Annotated in this window: 16 protein-coding genes; 10 read left to right on the top strand and 6 right to left on the bottom strand. The window is 71.9% G+C overall.

Annotated elements, in window-relative coordinates; genetic code table 11:
- The first annotated feature begins 7 nt into the window (after nt 1-7).
- The 4 genes from LUTJ29_RS0109250 to LUTJ29_RS0109230 all read left to right on the top strand — a co-directional run bounded on the left by LUTJ29_RS0109250 (nt 8) and on the right by LUTJ29_RS0109230 (nt 3,017).
- Nucleotides 8-622 carry a C40 family peptidase gene (locus tag LUTJ29_RS0109250; protein ID WP_084524813.1) on the top strand — a complete coding sequence of 205 codons (615 nt, stop codon included), beginning with the start codon at nt 8-10 and terminating at the stop codon, nt 620-622.
- A gap of 206 nt (nt 623-828) precedes the next feature.
- Nucleotides 829-1,542 carry a C40 family peptidase gene (locus LUTJ29_RS16935; RefSeq protein WP_232221191.1) on the top strand — a complete coding sequence of 238 codons (714 nt, stop codon included), beginning with the start codon at nt 829-831 and terminating at the stop codon, nt 1,540-1,542.
- Nucleotides 1,543-1,691: 149 nt separating this feature from the next.
- A complete protein-coding gene (locus LUTJ29_RS16930; protein WP_043741004.1) occupies nt 1,692-2,108 on the top strand; it encodes a hypothetical protein in 417 nt (138 codons plus the stop codon).
- 24 nt (nt 2,109-2,132) lie between these two features.
- On the top strand, nt 2,133-3,017 hold the full coding sequence (locus tag LUTJ29_RS0109230) for a bile acid:sodium symporter family protein (protein WP_027072270.1): 885 nt from the start codon (nt 2,133-2,135) through the stop codon (nt 3,015-3,017).
- Between the two features lie 152 nt (nt 3,018-3,169).
- Here LUTJ29_RS0109230 and LUTJ29_RS0109225 read toward each other — a convergent pair whose 3' ends face one another.
- From LUTJ29_RS0109225 to LUTJ29_RS0109215, 3 genes are all read right to left on the bottom strand, one after another.
- The gene (locus LUTJ29_RS0109225; protein ID WP_027072269.1) at nt 3,170-4,570 is read right to left on the bottom strand and encodes a pitrilysin family protein; all 1,401 of its coding nucleotides are present in this window, start codon (nt 4,568-4,570) and stop codon (nt 3,170-3,172) included.
- A gap of 22 nt (nt 4,571-4,592) precedes the next feature.
- Nucleotides 4,593-5,975 (bottom strand): pitrilysin family protein, encoded by a 1,383-nt coding sequence (locus tag LUTJ29_RS16925; RefSeq protein WP_043741003.1) that lies wholly within the window; start codon nt 5,973-5,975, stop codon nt 4,593-4,595.
- Nucleotides 5,976-6,092: 117 nt separating this feature from the next.
- Complete coding sequence (locus LUTJ29_RS0109215; protein ID WP_027072268.1) at nt 6,093-7,430, bottom strand: dicarboxylate/amino acid:cation symporter; 1,338 nt, start codon at nt 7,428-7,430, stop codon at nt 6,093-6,095.
- A gap of 256 nt (nt 7,431-7,686) precedes the next feature.
- Here LUTJ29_RS0109215 and LUTJ29_RS0109210 point away from each other — a divergent pair, with 256 nt between their 5' ends.
- Both LUTJ29_RS0109210 and LUTJ29_RS0109205 read left to right on the top strand, forming a co-directional pair.
- Nucleotides 7,687-9,402 (top strand): alkaline phosphatase, encoded by a 1,716-nt coding sequence (locus LUTJ29_RS0109210; protein WP_051322881.1) that lies wholly within the window; start codon nt 7,687-7,689, stop codon nt 9,400-9,402.
- Between the two features lie 82 nt (nt 9,403-9,484).
- On the top strand, nt 9,485-10,270 hold the full coding sequence (locus LUTJ29_RS0109205) for a 3-hydroxybutyrate dehydrogenase (protein WP_027072266.1): 786 nt from the start codon (nt 9,485-9,487) through the stop codon (nt 10,268-10,270).
- Nucleotides 10,271-10,306: 36 nt separating this feature from the next.
- Here the strand turns inward: LUTJ29_RS0109205 and LUTJ29_RS0109200 are convergent, their stop codons facing one another.
- A complete protein-coding gene (locus tag LUTJ29_RS0109200; RefSeq protein ID WP_027072265.1) occupies nt 10,307-10,759 on the bottom strand; it encodes a CopD family protein in 453 nt (150 codons plus the stop codon).
- 72 nt (nt 10,760-10,831) lie between these two features.
- Between LUTJ29_RS0109200 and LUTJ29_RS0109195 the strand changes: the two genes are divergently transcribed.
- Both LUTJ29_RS0109195 and phaZ read left to right on the top strand, forming a co-directional pair.
- Nucleotides 10,832-11,446: a class I SAM-dependent methyltransferase gene (locus tag LUTJ29_RS0109195; RefSeq protein ID WP_027072264.1), complete on the top strand. Its 615-nt coding sequence runs from the start codon at nt 10,832-10,834 to the stop codon at nt 11,444-11,446.
- A gap of 103 nt (nt 11,447-11,549) precedes the next feature.
- Nucleotides 11,550-12,869, top strand: a complete 1,320-nt coding sequence (phaZ, locus tag LUTJ29_RS16920; protein WP_051322880.1) for a polyhydroxyalkanoate depolymerase — start codon at nt 11,550-11,552, stop codon at nt 12,867-12,869.
- A gap of 43 nt (nt 12,870-12,912) precedes the next feature.
- Here the strand turns inward: phaZ and LUTJ29_RS0109185 are convergent, their stop codons facing one another.
- Complete coding sequence (locus LUTJ29_RS0109185; protein WP_027072263.1) at nt 12,913-13,851, bottom strand: sensor domain-containing protein; 939 nt, start codon at nt 13,849-13,851, stop codon at nt 12,913-12,915.
- Nucleotides 13,848-14,222 carry a PadR family transcriptional regulator gene (locus tag LUTJ29_RS0109180; RefSeq protein ID WP_027072262.1) on the bottom strand — a complete coding sequence of 125 codons (375 nt, stop codon included), beginning with the start codon at nt 14,220-14,222 and terminating at the stop codon, nt 13,848-13,850. The genes LUTJ29_RS0109185 and LUTJ29_RS0109180 overlap by 4 nt, the downstream gene beginning before the upstream one ends.
- A 118-nt stretch (nt 14,223-14,340) precedes the next feature.
- Between LUTJ29_RS0109180 and LUTJ29_RS0109175 the strand changes: the two genes are divergently transcribed.
- Both LUTJ29_RS0109175 and LUTJ29_RS0109170 read left to right on the top strand, forming a co-directional pair.
- Entirely contained in the window at nt 14,341-15,258 is a 918-nt protein-coding gene (locus LUTJ29_RS0109175; RefSeq protein WP_027072261.1) for a peptidylprolyl isomerase, read from the top strand.
- Nucleotides 15,259-15,333: 75 nt separating this feature from the next.
- Nucleotides 15,334-15,630, top strand: coding sequence for a hypothetical protein (locus tag LUTJ29_RS0109170; protein WP_027072260.1), 297 nt, complete (start codon nt 15,334-15,336; stop codon nt 15,628-15,630).
- Nucleotides 15,631-15,689 lie beyond the last annotated feature (59 nt).

Raw genomic sequence — 15,689 nt, 5'->3', positions numbered from 1 at the left:
GTGCAGGATGCCGCGCATGGCAGAGAACCGCGCCCGCACCCCCGCCACGGACGACGGAGCCGCGCATTATCCGGTCTCCGCCGCAGCAACGCCAACCCGCGGCCCGCGCAGGGCCGCGCAGGTCGCGCTGCTGGCCCTCGCGGCCCTGCTGGCCGGCTGCGCCCGGGACCAGGTCCGTCCCGCCCCCGCGCGCACCGCCACCACGCCGCAGCGCGACTGGCCGGTGGTGGCCCCGCGCAACCCGGCCGCGGCCAATGCGGTGCTGATGCGCGCCATCAGCCTGGTCGGCACGCCCTACCGCTACGGCGGCAACACGCCCGAGGGCGGGTTCGACTGCAGCGGGCTGGTGAACTACGTCTTCCGCGACGTGCTCGACCTGCGCCTGCCGCGCACCTCGCGCGAACTCGCCGCCTGGCAGGGGCCGAAGATCGAGCCGCGCCAGCTGGCCGCGGCCGACCTGGTGTTCTTCGGCAGCGGTTCCCAGGTCACCCACGTCGGCATCTACGTCGGCGAGGGACGGTTCGTGCACGCCCCCAGCACCGGCGGCACCGTGCGCTTGGACCACCTGGACGCGGACTACTGGCGCCGGCACTACACCGGAGCCAAACGGGTGCTGGACTGAGTGCCGCACCGGTCGCCGCACCGGGATCGGTTCAGGACGCCCGCAACCCCGCTTCCTGCGCGCTCCCGCGGCGCCGTACGCCTTCCGGGCCGCGCCTGTTTGTGAGCGGAATCACGCACTTGGACAGGTTTGTGTAACCGTGATTTAACATCACGCCGTCTTCACTCGTGCACACTTCGCCGCTGATCCGCACCCGTGAAGACCGCGTGACGACCGAATCCGCACCGTCCGTTCCGGCCCGCCTGCGTCCCTGGCGCCCCGGAACCGGCCTTCGAATCGCCCTCTTCTGCGCCGCCGCGGCCCTCGCTCCCGCTTCCGCCCTCGCCGGTCCCGGCCTCGCCGCCGACTCCGCCGACGGCCCTGCCGCCCCGGCCTCCGCCTCCGTCACCCGCAACCTGATCGCCGATCCGCTGCGCTCGGCCGACCGCGACATGCTGTTCGCCAGCGACGTCGACCAGCTGATCCGGGCCCGGGCCGCGCAGCCGGCGCCGTCCGGCGACGCCGCCACGGGGGAAGAGGCGGAACAGGGCGCCGTCCAGTCCCTGCTCAAGCGCGGCCTTGCCCTGCTCGGCACGCCGTACCGCTGGGGCGGCAGCAGCCCCGATTCCGGCTTCGATTGCAGCGGCCTGGTCGGCTACGTGTTCCGCACCGCGCTCGGCATCGAGCTGCCGCGCATCTCGCGCGACATGGCGCGCGACGGCGTCAAGGTCGACCGCGGCTCGCTGGTCCCGGGCGACCTGGTGTTCTTCGGCCGCCGCGGCAAGCGCGTCGACCACGTCGGCATCTACATCGGCGAGGGCCGCTTCCTGCACGCCCCGCGGACCGGCCGCGACGTCACCGTCTCCCAGCTCGACAACGGCTACTGGGCCAGCAGGTTCCTGCAGGCGCGTCGCGTGGCGCAGCTCGGCAGCGACAGCTGAGCCGCGCCGAAGGCAAGGCGCGGGAGAGTGGGGGCCGCGGCAACGCGGCCCCTTGCGTTGGTGGGCGCGGAGTCGACGATTGCGGCGATGCCGCCTGATCCGGGCGGACACCGCGTACACTGCCGGCAGTCCGCCGGGAGGAACACCGGATGGTCCGCACGATCGCAGCCCTGCTGCTCGGCCTGGTCGTCGCGCTGGCGACCATGCTGCTGGTCGAGTACCTCGGCATGTCGCTGTTCCCGCTGCCGCCCGGCGTCCACTTCGACAGCGAGGAAGACCTGGCCCGGCTCGTGGCCGAGTCCACGACCGGCAAGAAGCTCTGGGTGCTGATGGGCTGGGCCCTCGCGTCCTTCGCAGGCGCCGCCGCCGCCGCGCGCACCAGCCGCCGCCACGCCACCGGTGCCGCGCTGTGCGTGGGGGCGATGATCGTGCTCGGCGTCCTGCTCAATTCGGCCATGCTTCCGCATCCGGCGTGGATGACGGTGGCCGGCGTGCTGCTGCCGGTCCCGATCGCCTGGCTTGCCGCGCACCTGGCCACGCGGCGCGCGCCGGCGCCACCCGCCTGATTCCAACGCCAAGGGAGCGTGCCGATGCAGTCTTCCCTGCTGACCACCCTGCTGCTGCCGCTCGCGCTGGGCGTGATCATGTTCGGCCTGGGACTCGGGCTGACCGTCGACGACTTCCGCCGCGTGGCACGCTATCCGCGCGCGGTGCTGCTGGGGCTGTTCCTGCAGACCGGCGTCCTGCCGTGGGTCGCGTTCGCGCTGGCGCTGCTGTTCCGGCTGTCGCCGGAACTTGCGGTCGGGCTGATGCTGCTGGCGGCCTCGCCGGGCGGCGCCACCGCCAACATCTACAGCCACCTCGCCCACGGCGACGTCGCGCTCAACATCACCCTGACCGCGATCAACAGCCTGCTGTGCCTGGCCACCCTGCCGGTGATCCTCAACCTGTCGCTCGGGTATTTCCTCGGCGCCGGCCAGTACGTGCCGCCGCCGGTGCAGAAGATCGTCGAGGTGGCGGTGATCATCGTCATGCCGGTGGCGATCGGCATGGCCGTGCGCCGCTTCGCGCCGGGCTTCGCCGCGCGCATGGAGAAGCCGGTGCGGCTGCTCTCGGTGCTGGTGCTGGCGCTGCTGATCGTCGCCGCGGTGGTCCAGGCCTGGAGCACCCTGCTGGCGTGGTTCGCGGTGGTCGGGCTGGCCTGCCTGCTGTTCAACCTGGCCAGCATGGGCGCAGGCTACGCGGCACCGCTGGCGCTGCGCCTGCCCAGGCGGCAGGCGGTGGCGATCGCGATGGAAATCGGGATCCACAACGGCACGCTCGCGATCTTCATCGCGCTGAGCGTGCTGGGCAACGCGGCGATGTCGGTACCGGCGGCCGTCTACAGCCTGCTGATGTTCTTCACCGCGGCGGCGTTCGCCTGGTGGGCGGCACGCGCACCGGCGGCTGCCGCCGCGCCCGCGGGCAGCCGCTGAGAAGGGAGATCGGGCAGCGCGATCGGTGGCTCGCTCCTTCCCCCACCCGCGGGGGAGGGGTCACGGGCGACGGTGTCCAGGCATCCCGCTCCTTCCCCCGCCTGCGGGGGAAGGCCGGGATGGGGGTCGGGTCCGACGCGGGATACCGCCGGTTATTCGACCTTGCGGAACTCGCCGTACGCGCCGAGCTGGTCCTCGATCGCCGCGGCATCGCCCACGACGATGATCGACAGGTCCTTCGGATCGAAGTACTTGCGCGCGATGTCGCGTATCTGCTCCGCATCGACCTGCTGGATGCGCGGCACGTAGCCGGACAGGAAGTCCGCCGGCAGGCCGACCAGCCAGTTCGAGGCCAGGGTCGAGGCCACCGAGCGCTGCAGCTGGTTGCTGATCAGGTAGCCGCCGGCGACGTAGCGCTTGTTGTCGAGCAGCTCCTGCTCCGGCACCGGTTCCTCGGCCAGGCGCCTGAACTCGGAGAAGAACTCCTCCAGCGCGGCGCCCGTCACCTCGTTGCGCACGTCCGCGCCCGCCTGCACCCGGCCACCCATGCGCGAGGTCGAGAAGCCGGCGCTCGCGCCGTAGGTGTAGCCCTTGTCCTCGCGCAGGTTCTGGTTCACGCGGCTGCTGAAGCCGCCGCCCAGGATGGTCCCGGTCAGGATCGCGGGCACGTAGTCCTCGTCGGTGGCCGCGATGGCGGGCCGTCCCAGGCGCAGCGTGGCCTGCACGCTGCCGCCGCGCTGCACCAGCACCCGGGCCGGCGTGGCCTCGCGCGGCGCGGCGGGCGCCGGCGCGAGCGTCGGGCCCTGCGCCTTCCACTCGCCGAACGCCGACCGGGCGAGGCGGAACGCTTCCTCCGGCTCGACCCGGCCGGTCACCACCAGCAGCGCGCGGTCGGGACGGAAGCGCAGCGCATGCGCCTTGCGCAGCCCCTCGGGCGTGACCGCGGCGATCGACTCCTCGGTGAACTGGGTCCGTGCGTAGGGATGGTCGCCGTAGGTCGCGGCCAGCAGTTCGCGCGAGGCGCGGAACGAAGGCTGCGCCTGCATCGCCTTGAGCGACTGCAGTGCGTTGGCCTTGGCCAGGACCACCTCGTCGTCGGGGAACACGGGCCCACGCACGATCTCCGCCAGCAGGCCCAGCATCGGCCCGGCGTGGGCGGCCAGCGCGTCGGCATACACCAGCACACCGTCGTTGCTGGCGCTCGCGCCGACGCTGCCGCCGTACGACTGCGCCGCTTCGGCGATCTCGCGCGAGTCGCGCCTGGCCGTGCCTTCGGTCAGCATGCCGGCGAGCAACCCGGCGAAGCCAGGCGCGTCGGCCGGGTCCGCGCCATGGCCGGCATTGCGCACCGCCAGCACGTAGTCCACGCGCGGCACGCCGTCGCGCGGCACCACCCATACCTCCAGTCCGTTGTCGAGGGTGCGGCGCTCGATCTGCGGCACCGGCAGCGGCTTGTCGGCCGCGTACGGCGGCAGGTCGCGCGGCAGTTCGGCGGGCCCGGACGCGATCGCGGGCGCCGCGACGGCGCAGGCGGCCAGGAGGACCAGTGTCATCGTCGTCTTCATCGCGCTCTCCTCACTCGGCCTGCGGGGCGTCGACGCGGCGCGCGGCGAGCTGCGCCTCGGGCACGCGGTCGATCACGGTGCGGTTGGACGCCACGAGGTAGGTCCTGGCGGCGCGCTGCACGTCCTCCGACGTGACCGCCTCGATCCAGCCCGGGATGCGGTTGGCGACGCCGGCGTCGCCCCACAGCAGCTGCAGCTTGGCGAGGGTGTCGGCGCGGGAGATGAAGGGCTCCATGCCGTTGTACCAGTCGGCCAGCAGCGCGGTCTTGGTCCGCGCCAGGGTCGCGTCGTCCACGCCCTCGGCGACGATCCGCGCGATCTCCTCGTCCACCGCGCGCACGATGGCGTGGCCGTCGCTGTCGGGCTTGTAGAGCGCGAACACGGTGAACAGGGTCGGCCCGTTGTATTCCCACTCGCTGGTGAGGCCGTACAGGCCGTCCACGGTCAGGGCCAGCTCGCGGCCCTTGACCAGGCCCTGGTACAGCCGCGAGGCGTCGCCGTTGGCGAGCAGCGCGCCGAGCACCGACATCGCCGGCTGGTCGGGACTGCCGCGCCCGGGCATCTTCCAGGCGATCGCGACCGCCGGCACCTGGGCCAGCTTGTCGGCCTGGACCAGGCGCTTCTCCTGCGTGTTCAGGCCCTCGCTGAAATCGGGCGCCGGCGGCACCGGACGCGCCGGGATGCCGCCGAAGTACTTCTCGGCCAGGGCGAAACCCTCCTCCGGCGAGATGTCGCCCGCCAGGCCAAGCACCGCGTTGTTGGGGCCGTAGTAGTCGCGGTGGAAGGCGCGCACGTCGTCGAGCGTGGCCGCTTCCAGGTCGTCGAAGCTGCCGTAGCCGTCGTGGTTGTTCTCCCACTTCTCGAACGCCTGGAAGCCGATGTCGAGCCACATGAAGCCGCCGTAGGGCTGGTTCTGCACGTTGACCCGGATCTCCTCCTTCACCACGTCCTGCTGGTTCTTCAGCGTGGCCGGGTTGAAGTCGAGCATGCGCATGCGGTCGGCCTCGAGCCACAGGATCGGCTCGATCGCCGACGAGGGCGCGACCTCGATGTAGTTGGTGAAGTCCGGCCGCGTCGAGCCGTTGTTGCGGCCGCCGCCGCCGGTGATCACGCGGTCGAAGGTGCCCTCGGGCGCGTTCTCCGAGCCCTCGAACATCAGGTGCTCGAACAGGTGCGCGAAGCCGGTGCGGTTGCGCGGTTCCAGGCGCATGCCGATGCCGTACACCACGCTCACCCCGACCACGGGCGAGCTGCGGTCCTCGGACACCACCACGGTCAGGCCGTTGTCGAGCTTCTTCACCGCGACCGGGATCTCCCACCGGTCGCCGTCGGAAGCGAACGCCGGCGCCGCGGCCAGCAGCCACGGCAGCACGCCTGCAAGCAAGGACTTCATGGGCACCTCCTGCCCGATGTGGACGGCCCACGTTACTGCAGCCGCGGCCGGCCACCGTAGGAGGAAAGTCATGGCTGTCCCCGCCCGACGCCCCCGGACCCGCGGCTCCGGCCGGGCTCAGCCGCTACCGGCTTTCTCGCCCGCCTCGAGGCCGACATTGCTCGAGGCGCGCTCGAAGACCTCCCGGTCGAGCAGGCCGGTCTGCCGCGCCACCAGCACCGGGACCAGTACCTGGCCGGTCACGTTGGTCATGGTCCGCATCATGTCGAGCACGCGGTCGATGGCGTACAGGATGCCGATCGCCTCGAGCGGCAGGCCCGCCGCGCCGATCACCACGGTGGCCATGATCACCGCCGTCCCCGGCACGCCCGCGGTGCCGAAGCTGCCCAGCACCGAGGCCAGGGCGATGATCACGTACTGGCCCGTGGTCAGCTCCAGGCCCATGAACTGGGCGATGAACACCGCGCCCAGCGCCGGATAGATCGCGCCGCAGCCATCCATCTTGATACTCGCCCCCAGCGGCACGGCGAAGCCGGCGTAGTCGCGGTCCACGCCCAGGTTGTGGCTGGCGCTGGTGAGCGAGAGCGGCAGCGCGGCGAAGCTGCTGGAGGCGACGAATCCCACCTGCATCGCGGGCGCCGCGCCGCGGAAGAACTTCAGCGGGTTGAGCCCGTGCGCCAGCAGCAGCCCGCTGTACACCGCCACGATGTGGAAGGCGCAGGCCGCGTACAGCGCCAGCACGAACTTGCCCAGCGGCAGCAGCTGGCCGAAGCCGTAGCTGCCCACCAGCGCCGCGATCAGGCCGAAGGTGCCCAGCGGCGTGGCCTCGAGCACGAAGCGGGTGACCTGGATCATCAGTTCGCGCCCCTGGTCGAACAGCCCGCGCAGGCCCTCGGTCTTCGCGCCCAGCTTCACCAGCGCGAAGCCCACGAGGCCGGCGAAGAAGATCACCTGCAGGATGGTGAAGTTGCTCGGCACGATGACGTTCTGGCCATCGGCGGCTTTGCCCGCGCCCAGCGCCGCCAGCGCGCGGAACGGGTTTTCCGGCACGATGTTGAGCAGCACGTCCAGTGGCCCGGGCACCTCGCGCGGCCGGTAGTTGGCCGCGACCTGCAGGCTGGCCGCGTCCACGCCCACGCCGGGCCGGAACAGCCAGCCGGCCGCCAGCCCCACGGCCACCGCCAGCACCGCGGTGATCGCGAACCACAGAAAGGTGCGCCCGGCCAGCCCCGCGATCGAACGCTGGCCGGCCAGCGACCCCACCGCGCTGACGACCGCGAAGAACACCAGCGGGATCGCGATCATCTTGATCAGGTTGACGTACACCGCGCCCAGCGGCCCGAACCACGTCTGCGCCGCCGGTCCCATCGCCCAGCCCGCCAGCGCGCCCAGCACGAAGCCGGCGGCGACGCGCTGCCAGAAGGGAATCCGGAACCAGGCCTGGGCGACGGACATGCGGGAACCGTGGGGGGCGGCGAAGGACGCCACCTTAGCCCACCACCCCCGCCGTGGCGACGCGGCTGCCGGAACGACGGCGTGCCGCCAGCAGGACGTCCGGCGGCGACGGTGCGTACGGCCTGCGCCCCGCACCCGGGCAATCCGTCCAGCCCGAAGCGCGCGGCCGGCGCTGGACGTCGCCCCCCCATGCCACGGACACTTCCGCCCTCGCGCCTGCGCGCGCCCCGCACCCATCGCACGTACTGGACACGAAATGCCCGGCACTTCCCGCCCCTTGCCCCGATCGTCGCATTCCTTCGCGGCCGCCCTGCTGGCGACGCTGCTCGCCGCCTGCGGCGCGACGCCGTCCCGCGACGCCCCGCCCCCGATCCCCGTCGTGGAGGTGCCCGCAATCGAGCACCCCGACGGCGAGACCGCGCAGTGGTGGTACCGCAGCGGCGCCGCGCGCGCGGCCGCCAACGGCGCGATGCAGGGCCGGGCGAAGAACGTGATCGTGTTCCTCGGCGACGGCATGAGCCTGACCACGGTCGCGGCGGCGCGCATCTTCGACGGCCAGCGCGCCGGGACGCCCGGCGAGGAGCACCTGCTGTCGTGGGAGCGGTTCCCCCACACCGCCTTCTCCAAGACCTACAACACCGATTCGCAGACCCCGGACTCGGCCGGCACCATGACCGCGATCGCCACCGGGGTGAAGTCGCACATGGGGGCGATCGGCGTATCGGCCGGCGTGCGCTCGGACTGCGCCGACAGCCGCGGCCGCGAAGTGCTGTCCTGGCTGCGCCTGGCCGCGTCGGCCGGCATGTCCACCGGCATCGTGACCACCGCGCGCCTGACCCACGCCACGCCCGCGGCCACCTACGCGCACGTCCCCGACCGCAACTGGGAGTCCGACGGCGTGATGCCGGAGAAGGCGCGCGAACAGGGCTGCCGCGACATCGCCAGCCAGCTGCTGGAGTTCGCGCCCGGCACCGGCCCCAAGGTGCTGCTGGGCGGCGGCCGCCGCCACTTCCTGCCGGCCGGCGAACGCGATCCCGAGCATCCCGACAAGGAAGGCGCGCGCCTGGACGGGCGCAACCTCGTCCAGGAATGGCTGCAGCGCAACCCGGGCGGCGCGTTCGCCTGGAACGCGGCACAGTTCGAGGCCGCGGCGGATGCGCCGGCGCTGCTGGGCCTGTTCGAGTTCGAGCACATGCGCTACGAGCACGACCGCCCGCGCGACCCCGGCGGCGAGCCTGACCTTGAGACGATGACCCGCGAGGCGATCCGCCGCCTGTCGCGCGACCCCGGCGGCTTCGTGCTGCTGGTCGAGGGCGGGCGCATCGACCACGCCAACCACGAGGGCAACGCCTACCGCGCGCTCGACGAGACCGCCTCGATGTCGCGCGCGGTGCGTGCCGCGGCGGAACTGACCTCGCCGGACGACACCCTGATCGTGGTCACCGCGGACCATTCGCACACGCTCGGCTTCGTCGGCTATCCGCGGCGCGGCAATCCGATCCTGGACAAGGTGCGCGGCCGGACCAGCGAGGACGACGATCCGGACCGCTACGCGCTGGACATGCTCGGCCTGCCCTACACCACCCTGGTCTACGCCAACGGCCCGGGCTACACCGGCGCCAGCGCGCGCCAGGCGGCGGGGCCCAAGCGCCACTTCCACGCCGCCGCCGGCTTCCAGCCCGCGAACGGCCGGCCCGACCTGGCCCGCGTCGACACCACCGATCCCGACTACATGCAGGAGGCACTGGTGCCGATGGCGTCGGAAACCCACGGCGGCGACGACGTCGGCATCTGGGCGCGCGGCCCCGGCAGCCATGCCTTCCGCGGCACGCTGGAGCAGCACGTGATCTACCACGTCATCGTCCAGGCCACGCCGCGCCTGCGCGAACGCCTCTGCCAGGCCGGCACCTGCAACGCCGACGGGGTGCCGGTCGAACTGCCGGCGCCAGCGGACTTCGGCGCCGCACCGTGACGCCGCGGCGGTCGCGTGCGCGGGCCGTCGCGCCCGCCCCGCCTCCGCCGCTATCCTGACCTGCCCCACCCAGGAGTCCCCCATGAACCGACTCGACGACAAGGTCTGCGTGGTCACCGGCGCGGCCAGCGGCATCGGGCGCCGGATCGCCGAGGTGTATGCACGGGCCGGCGGGCGGGTCGCGATCGCCGACCTCAGGACCGCGGACGCCGAGGACGCGGCGCGCGCGATCCGCGACGCGGGCGGCGAGGCCATGGCCGTGACCATGGACGTCACCGACGAGGCCCAGGTGGTCGAGGGCATCGCCGCCGTGGTCGCACGCTGGGGCAAGGTCGACGTGCTGGTGTCGAACGCCGGCATCCAGATCGTCAACAAGCTCACCGACTTCAGCCTCGCCGACTGGAAGCGGATGCTCGCCATCCACCTCGACGGCGCGTTCCTCACCACCCGCGAATGCCTGCGCGACATGGAGCGGCGCGGCGAGGGCGGCGCGATCATCTACATGGGCTCGGTGCATTCGCACCTGGCTTCCAAGCTCAAGGCGCCCTACGTCACCGCCAAGCACGGCCTGCTCGGCCTGTGCCGCACCGTGGCCAAGGAGGCGGCCGCCTACGGCGTGCGCGCCAACGTGATCTGCCCCGGCTTCGTGCGTACCCCGCTGGTGGAGAAGCAGATCCCCGAGCAGGCGAAGGAGTTCGGCATCAGCGAGGAGGCGGTGGTGCGCGACATCATGCTGCGCGACACGGTGGACGGCGAGTTCACCACCGTCGACGACGTGGCCAACGTCGCCCTCGCCCTGGCCGCGTTCGAGACCAACGCACTCACCGGCCAGAGCCTCGTGGTCAGCCACGGGTGGTTCATGCAGTAATGGTCGCGGCGGCGCCGGCACGCGGCCGGCGCCCGTTCAGAACGGCTTGGCCAGCACCAGCCAGATCACGGCCAGCAACACGAACACCGGGACCTCGTTGTAGATGCGCAACGCGCGCGCCGATGGCAGCGCCCGTCCCTGCGCGCATCCCGCCAGCCAGCGCCCGCCCACCACGAAGTGGGCGAGCAGCAGCACCACCAGGCCGAGCTTGGCATGCAGCCAGCCGGTGCCGGCGCCGACCATGGTCGGGAAGTCCGGGATCACCCGGTAACCCAGCCACAGCACCACGCCCGCGACCAGCGCCAGGCCGAACATGACGTGGCCGAAGCGGTACAGCCGCCGGCCCATCAGCACCAGGCGCGCGCGCACCGCCGCGTCGTCGCCGGCCTCCGCCAGGTTGATCAGGATCCTGGGCAGGTAGAACACCGCCGCCACCCACGCCATCACCACCAGCAGGTGCAGCGACTTGGTCACGAGGTAGGCGTTCAAGCGGATCTCCTGCGCGGACGCGGACGGACGGTCGCGCTATTGTAGCGCCCCGTTTTCCGGACCCCAGCCCCGATGGCCAAGCGCTACGACCGCCGCTACTTCGACACCTGGTACCGCGCCCGCGGGATCGGCGGCGCGCAGCGCCTGGCGCGCAAGGTGGCGCTGGCGGTGGCCACGGCCGAGTACCACCTGGAGCGCCCGCTGCGCACGGTGCTCGACGTCGGCTGCGGCGAAGGCGCCTGGCGCGCGCCGCTGCTGAAGCTGCGGCCGAAGGCCCGGTACATCGGCTTCGACTCGAGCACGTACGCGATCGAGCGCTACGGCGCGCACCGCAACCTGCACCTGGCGCGCTTCGCCGACTTCGCCCACCTGCGCCCCTGCCCGCCGGTGGACCTGCTGGTGTGCAGCGACGTGATGCACTACCTGCCGTTGCGAGAGCTCGACCGCGGACTCCCCGGGCTGGCCGAGCTGTGCGGCGGCGTCGCCTTCCTGGAGTGCTTCACCCGCGAGGACGAGACCGAGGGCGACGACGTCGAGTTCCATGCGCGGCCGGCGGCCTTCTACCGCCGCCGCTTCGCCGCGCTGGGCTTCCGCCAGGTGGGCTCGCACTGCTGGCTCTCGCCGGCGCTTGCCGCGGACGCCGCCGCGCTGGAGCTCGCGCCGCCTGGGACCGGCCGCGGAAGCTGAACAAGCGCCGCCCTTTCCCCGGCGACTGCAGCCGCAGCGGCTTGACTCGACGTGCACCCCGATGCGGTATGCTGCGTCGCAGCAGCCCCGACCGGCCTGATCCATGCTCCTGTACCAGTTCCACGAACTCACCCGTTCCTGGATGGCGCCGCTCACCTTCTGGGCGGAGGCCAATGCACGTGCGTTCTCCGCCCGCGGCAGCTGGCTGTCGGCGATGCCCGGCGCCCAGCGCGTCGCCGCCGCCAACGAACTGCTCTACCGCATCGGCAAGGGATACGAGAAACCCGCCTTCGGCATCCACTCGATCGAGTGGCAGGGCGAGACCTACCCGGTGATCGAGAAGACGGTGTCGAACCGTCCGTTCTGCCGCCTGCAGCGCTTCAAGCGCTACACCGACGATGCCGACACCATCTCCGAGATGCGCGGCCAGCCGCCGGTGCTGGTGGTGGCGCCGCTCTCCGGCCACCACGCCACCCTGCTGCGCGACACCGTGCGCACCCTGCTGCGCGACCACAAGGTCTACATCACCGACTGGGTCGACGCGCGCATGGTGCCCAAGGAAGCCGGGCCGTTCTCGCTCGACGACTACGTCGCCTACATCCAGGACTTCATCCGCCTGATCGGCGCCAAGGACCTGCACGTGATCGGCGTGTGCCAGCCGACGGTGCCGGTGCTGGCGGCGATCTCGCTGATGGCCGCGCGCGGCGAACCCGTGCCGCGCTCGATGGTGCTGATGGGGGGGCCGGTGGACCCGCGCCGCTCGCCGACCGCGGTCAACAACCTCGCCACCCAGAAGCCGCTGTGGTGGTTCGAGAACAACGTCATCCACCCCGTGCCCGGCCACTTCCCCGGCGCCGGCCGCCGCGTGTACCCGGGCTTCCTCCAGCACACCGGCTTCATGGCGATGAACCCCGAGCGGCACTTCATGTCGCACTGGGACTTCTACCAGAACCTGGTCAAGGGCGACCTCGACGACGCCGAGTCGCACCGCAAGTTCTACGACGAGTACAACGCCGTGCTCGACATGCCGGCCGAGTACTACCTCGACACGATCCGGATCGTGTTCCAGGAGCACCTGCTGCCGCGCGGGCTGTGGGACGTGGCCGGCGAGCGCGTGGATCCGTCGAAGATCACCGGCACCGCGCTGATGACCATCGAGGGCGAGCTCGACGACATCTCCGGCCTCGGCCAGACCCGCGCCGCGCACGACCTGTGCACCTCGATCCCGGGGGCCGACCGCGAGCACTACACGGTGATGGGGGCCGGCCACTACGGCATCTTCAGCGGCCGCCGCTGGCGCGAGCAGGTCTATCCGCGCGTGCGCGACTTCATCGTCGCGCACGTCGCGGATGCGAAGCCCGCGAAGGCGCCTGCGACGAAGAAGGCGGCGAAGCCGCGCAAGCGGGCCACGCGCGCCGCCTGAGCGACCGCACGGGGGCATGGCGCCGCGCGGCGCGCTCCCTGGCTTACGTGTATTGCGCGGTCTTGACCAGCAGGTGCTTGGCCAGCAGCCCGTGCAGGCGGCCGATGCCGCGGGCGACGTGCATCGTGGCGAACAGCAGCAGCACCCCGCCCACCAGCAGCAGCGGCAGGGCCAGCGCCGGGATCGAGGTCGACACCGTGTCGCCATCGATGTACAGCAGCTGCCAGCCGTTGACGTCGATGCCCGCGTCGGCCACGCCGGTCCACACCAGCAGCGGCGTCGCGATCGACGCCAGCGAGGTCGCCACCAGGGTCACGACCAGGGTGAAGTAGGCGATGCCCAGCGGCAGCATCAGCAGCATGTACAGGATCGTCGACCAGGTGCGCACGTCGGTGAACATGTCGCCGATGCGCTGCATGAGGGTGCGCCCGCGCGCGGTGTACAGCGGCCGGCGCGGCATGCGCTCGCCCAGCATGACTTCCACGATCCGGCCCTCGACCAGCGACAGCACCCGCACCGAGCCGAAGAACAGGATCAGCAGCGGGATGCCGATGATGGTGACCGACAGGCCCAGCGACACCGACAGCCCCGTCACCACCCACACGAAGTAGAAGATCCCCGTGGCCAGCGCCAGCGCCATGTAGAACAGCGAGGCGTAGGCACGCGGGTCGGCGAACACGCCGAAGAAGCGGCCGAGCGCCGACTTGCGCTTCGGCGGCGCCGGCGGGCGCAGCGCGGTCTGCACCTTGACCTCGGTATCGCGGTAGATGTCGGCGACCTCGTCGGGAGCGCCGTAGCTGGAGGCGACCGCCGCGATCACCTCGGCCTCGCTCCTGCCGGCCTGCTCGGCCAGCTCCGAGCGCAGGTATTCCTCGGCATCGTAGAGGGCGTCCTGGACCAGGGCGGGATCGGCGCCGGCCAGCGACCGGCGCAGTTGTTCCAGGTACTCCGGGATCGTGGTCGGCAGCGTGTTGCGGTTCATGGGCGGGTCCCCTCCAGGACGGCGTCGACGGAGTCGCGGGTCGCGCGCCAGGCGGCGGCCCAGTCGCGCAGGGCCGCCAGCCCCGCGCCGGTGATGCGGTAGTAGCGCCGGGGCGGGCCGGCGTCCGACGGCTCGGTGAAGCTGTCCAGCAACCCGGCCGCCTGCAGGTTGCGGAGCACCGGGTACAGGGTGCTCTGCTTTCCGGCCAGCACCCCGTCGCCGAAGCGCTCCAGGGTCTTGGCGATCTGGTAGCCGTACATCGGCTCACCCGACGCGAGGACCGCCAGCAGGGTCAGCGCCACCGTGCCCGCGCTGAGCTCCTTCTGGAACTTGCGCAGCTGCGCCGCGCCCTGGTCTTCGCCTGTGTCCACGCCGCGATCCTCCGGATGGAGGACATGCTATTAAGGACTTCTCTATAGCGAATGTGCCATTAGTCGCCCCGCGTTCGGGAGGCCACAATCCGCGGACTCCTTCCTACGGCGCCCGCCCATGCCCCGCCAGCCCGCACTTGCCGTCCTGCTCGCCGCCGCCCTCGCGCTCCCGGCCGCGGTGGCCGGTGCCGACGCGCCGCCCACGCGCACGACCCAGGAGGTCCTGGAGGCCTCCACGCCCGCCGACTGGCGCACCCCGGATCCCGCCAACACCCTTTACATGGACCTGGACGCCGGCCGGGTGGTGATCGAACTGGCTCCGGACTTCGCCCCGCAACACGTGGAGAACATCCGGATCCTGGCCCGCGAGGGCTTCTGGAACGGGGCGGCGATCTACCGCTCGCACGACAATTTCGTGGTCCAGTTCGGCGACCCCCACGCCGACGATCCGGAACGGGCCAGGCCGACCGGCAGCGCGCGCACCCGGCTTCCGGCCGAGTTCGAGCGCCCCGCGCGCGACCTCGACTTCCATCCCCTGCCCGACCGTGACGGCTGGGCGCCCGAAGCCGGGTTCGTCGCCGGCTTCCCCGCCGCCCGCGAGGGCACGGACGGCGTCGCGTGGATGGCCCACTGCTACGGGGCGGTCGGCGCCGGGCGCAACCTCGAGGCCGACAGCAGCATCGGCGCCGAGCTCTACGTGGTGACCGGCCAGTCGCCGCGCCAGCTCGACCGCAACATCACCCTGGTCGGACGCGTGATCCGGGGCATGGAGCTGCTCAGCGCGGTGCCGCGCGGCCCCGAGCCGCTGGGGATGCTCGAGGATCCGGCGCGGCACGTCCCGATCCGCGCCATCACCCTGGCCTCCGAGCTGCCCGCGGAGCAGCGAGAGCCGATCGAGGTGCTGCGCACCGACACCGCCACGTTCGATGCCTACGTCGAATCGCGCCGCAATCGTCGCGACGCGTTCTACAAGCGCCCGGCCGGCCACGTGGACCTGTGCAACATCGCGATTCCCTCGCGCACGCCGCGCGACTGACCCGCGCCGTCCTCACGCCGCGTTGGCCGAGGCCGCCCTAGTCTGCCCTGGAGCTTCCCGCAGCCCGAGGACACCATGGCCCTGCTCCGCATGCGCATCGCCGGCAACGACGACCAGGTCCGTGCGATCGCCAACCTGCTGCAAAGCCTCGACGGCATCGAGCACGTCGAGGAAGTCGACGACCTGATGCCGCACATGGACGACGCCGACTCCAGCTCGGCCGGACTGCACGACGTGCGCGGCACCGAGACCCACGAGATCGAGATCGAGGTCCCCAACCCCTCCACCGAACGCCGCGTGCGCGAAGCGGTGGAAGCGCTCGCCTTCGACCTGGAGGTCTTCGTCGAGTTCGAGACCGACGAGCCGGAGTAACCCGCGTCGCCGACGCGCGCCCCCGCAGGAGCGCTTCAGCCGCGACCCGCAGGCGGTGC

It is taken from the genome of Luteimonas sp. J29 (assembly GCF_000472505.1).
In the GTDB taxonomy this organism is placed as follows: domain Bacteria; phylum Pseudomonadota; class Gammaproteobacteria; order Xanthomonadales; family Xanthomonadaceae; genus Luteimonas.
Note: the sequence above shows the minus strand (reverse complement) of the source record. Positions and strands in the feature narration are given on the sequence as shown.

Excerpts from the sequence above, each read along its gene's own strand:
- LUTJ29_RS0109250 (WP_084524813.1), top strand. The coding sequence starts at position 8 with ATGCCGCGCATGGCAGAGAACCGCGCCCGCACCCCCGCCACGGACGAC.
- LUTJ29_RS16930 (WP_043741004.1), top strand. The coding sequence starts at position 1,692 with ATGGTCCGCACGATCGCAGCCCTGCTGCTCGGCCTGGTCGTCGCGCTG.
- LUTJ29_RS0109230 (WP_027072270.1), top strand. The coding sequence starts at position 2,133 with ATGCAGTCTTCCCTGCTGACCACCCTGCTGCTGCCGCTCGCGCTGGGC.
- LUTJ29_RS0109225 (WP_027072269.1), bottom strand. The coding sequence starts at position 4,570 with ATGACACTGGTCCTCCTGGCCGCCTGCGCCGTCGCGGCGCCCGCGATC.
- LUTJ29_RS16925 (WP_043741003.1), bottom strand. The coding sequence starts at position 5,975 with ATGAAGTCCTTGCTTGCAGGCGTGCTGCCGTGGCTGCTGGCCGCGGCG.
- LUTJ29_RS0109215 (WP_027072268.1), bottom strand. The coding sequence starts at position 7,430 with ATGTCCGTCGCCCAGGCCTGGTTCCGGATTCCCTTCTGGCAGCGCGTC.
- LUTJ29_RS0109210 (WP_051322881.1), top strand. The coding sequence starts at position 7,687 with ATGCCCGGCACTTCCCGCCCCTTGCCCCGATCGTCGCATTCCTTCGCG.
- LUTJ29_RS0109205 (WP_027072266.1), top strand. The coding sequence starts at position 9,485 with ATGAACCGACTCGACGACAAGGTCTGCGTGGTCACCGGCGCGGCCAGC.
- LUTJ29_RS0109195 (WP_027072264.1), top strand. The coding sequence starts at position 10,832 with ATGGCCAAGCGCTACGACCGCCGCTACTTCGACACCTGGTACCGCGCC.
- phaZ (WP_051322880.1), top strand. The coding sequence starts at position 11,550 with ATGCTCCTGTACCAGTTCCACGAACTCACCCGTTCCTGGATGGCGCCG.
- LUTJ29_RS0109185 (WP_027072263.1), bottom strand. The coding sequence starts at position 13,851 with ATGAACCGCAACACGCTGCCGACCACGATCCCGGAGTACCTGGAACAA.
- LUTJ29_RS0109175 (WP_027072261.1), top strand. The coding sequence starts at position 14,341 with ATGCCCCGCCAGCCCGCACTTGCCGTCCTGCTCGCCGCCGCCCTCGCG.
- LUTJ29_RS0109170 (WP_027072260.1), top strand. The coding sequence starts at position 15,334 with ATGGCCCTGCTCCGCATGCGCATCGCCGGCAACGACGACCAGGTCCGT.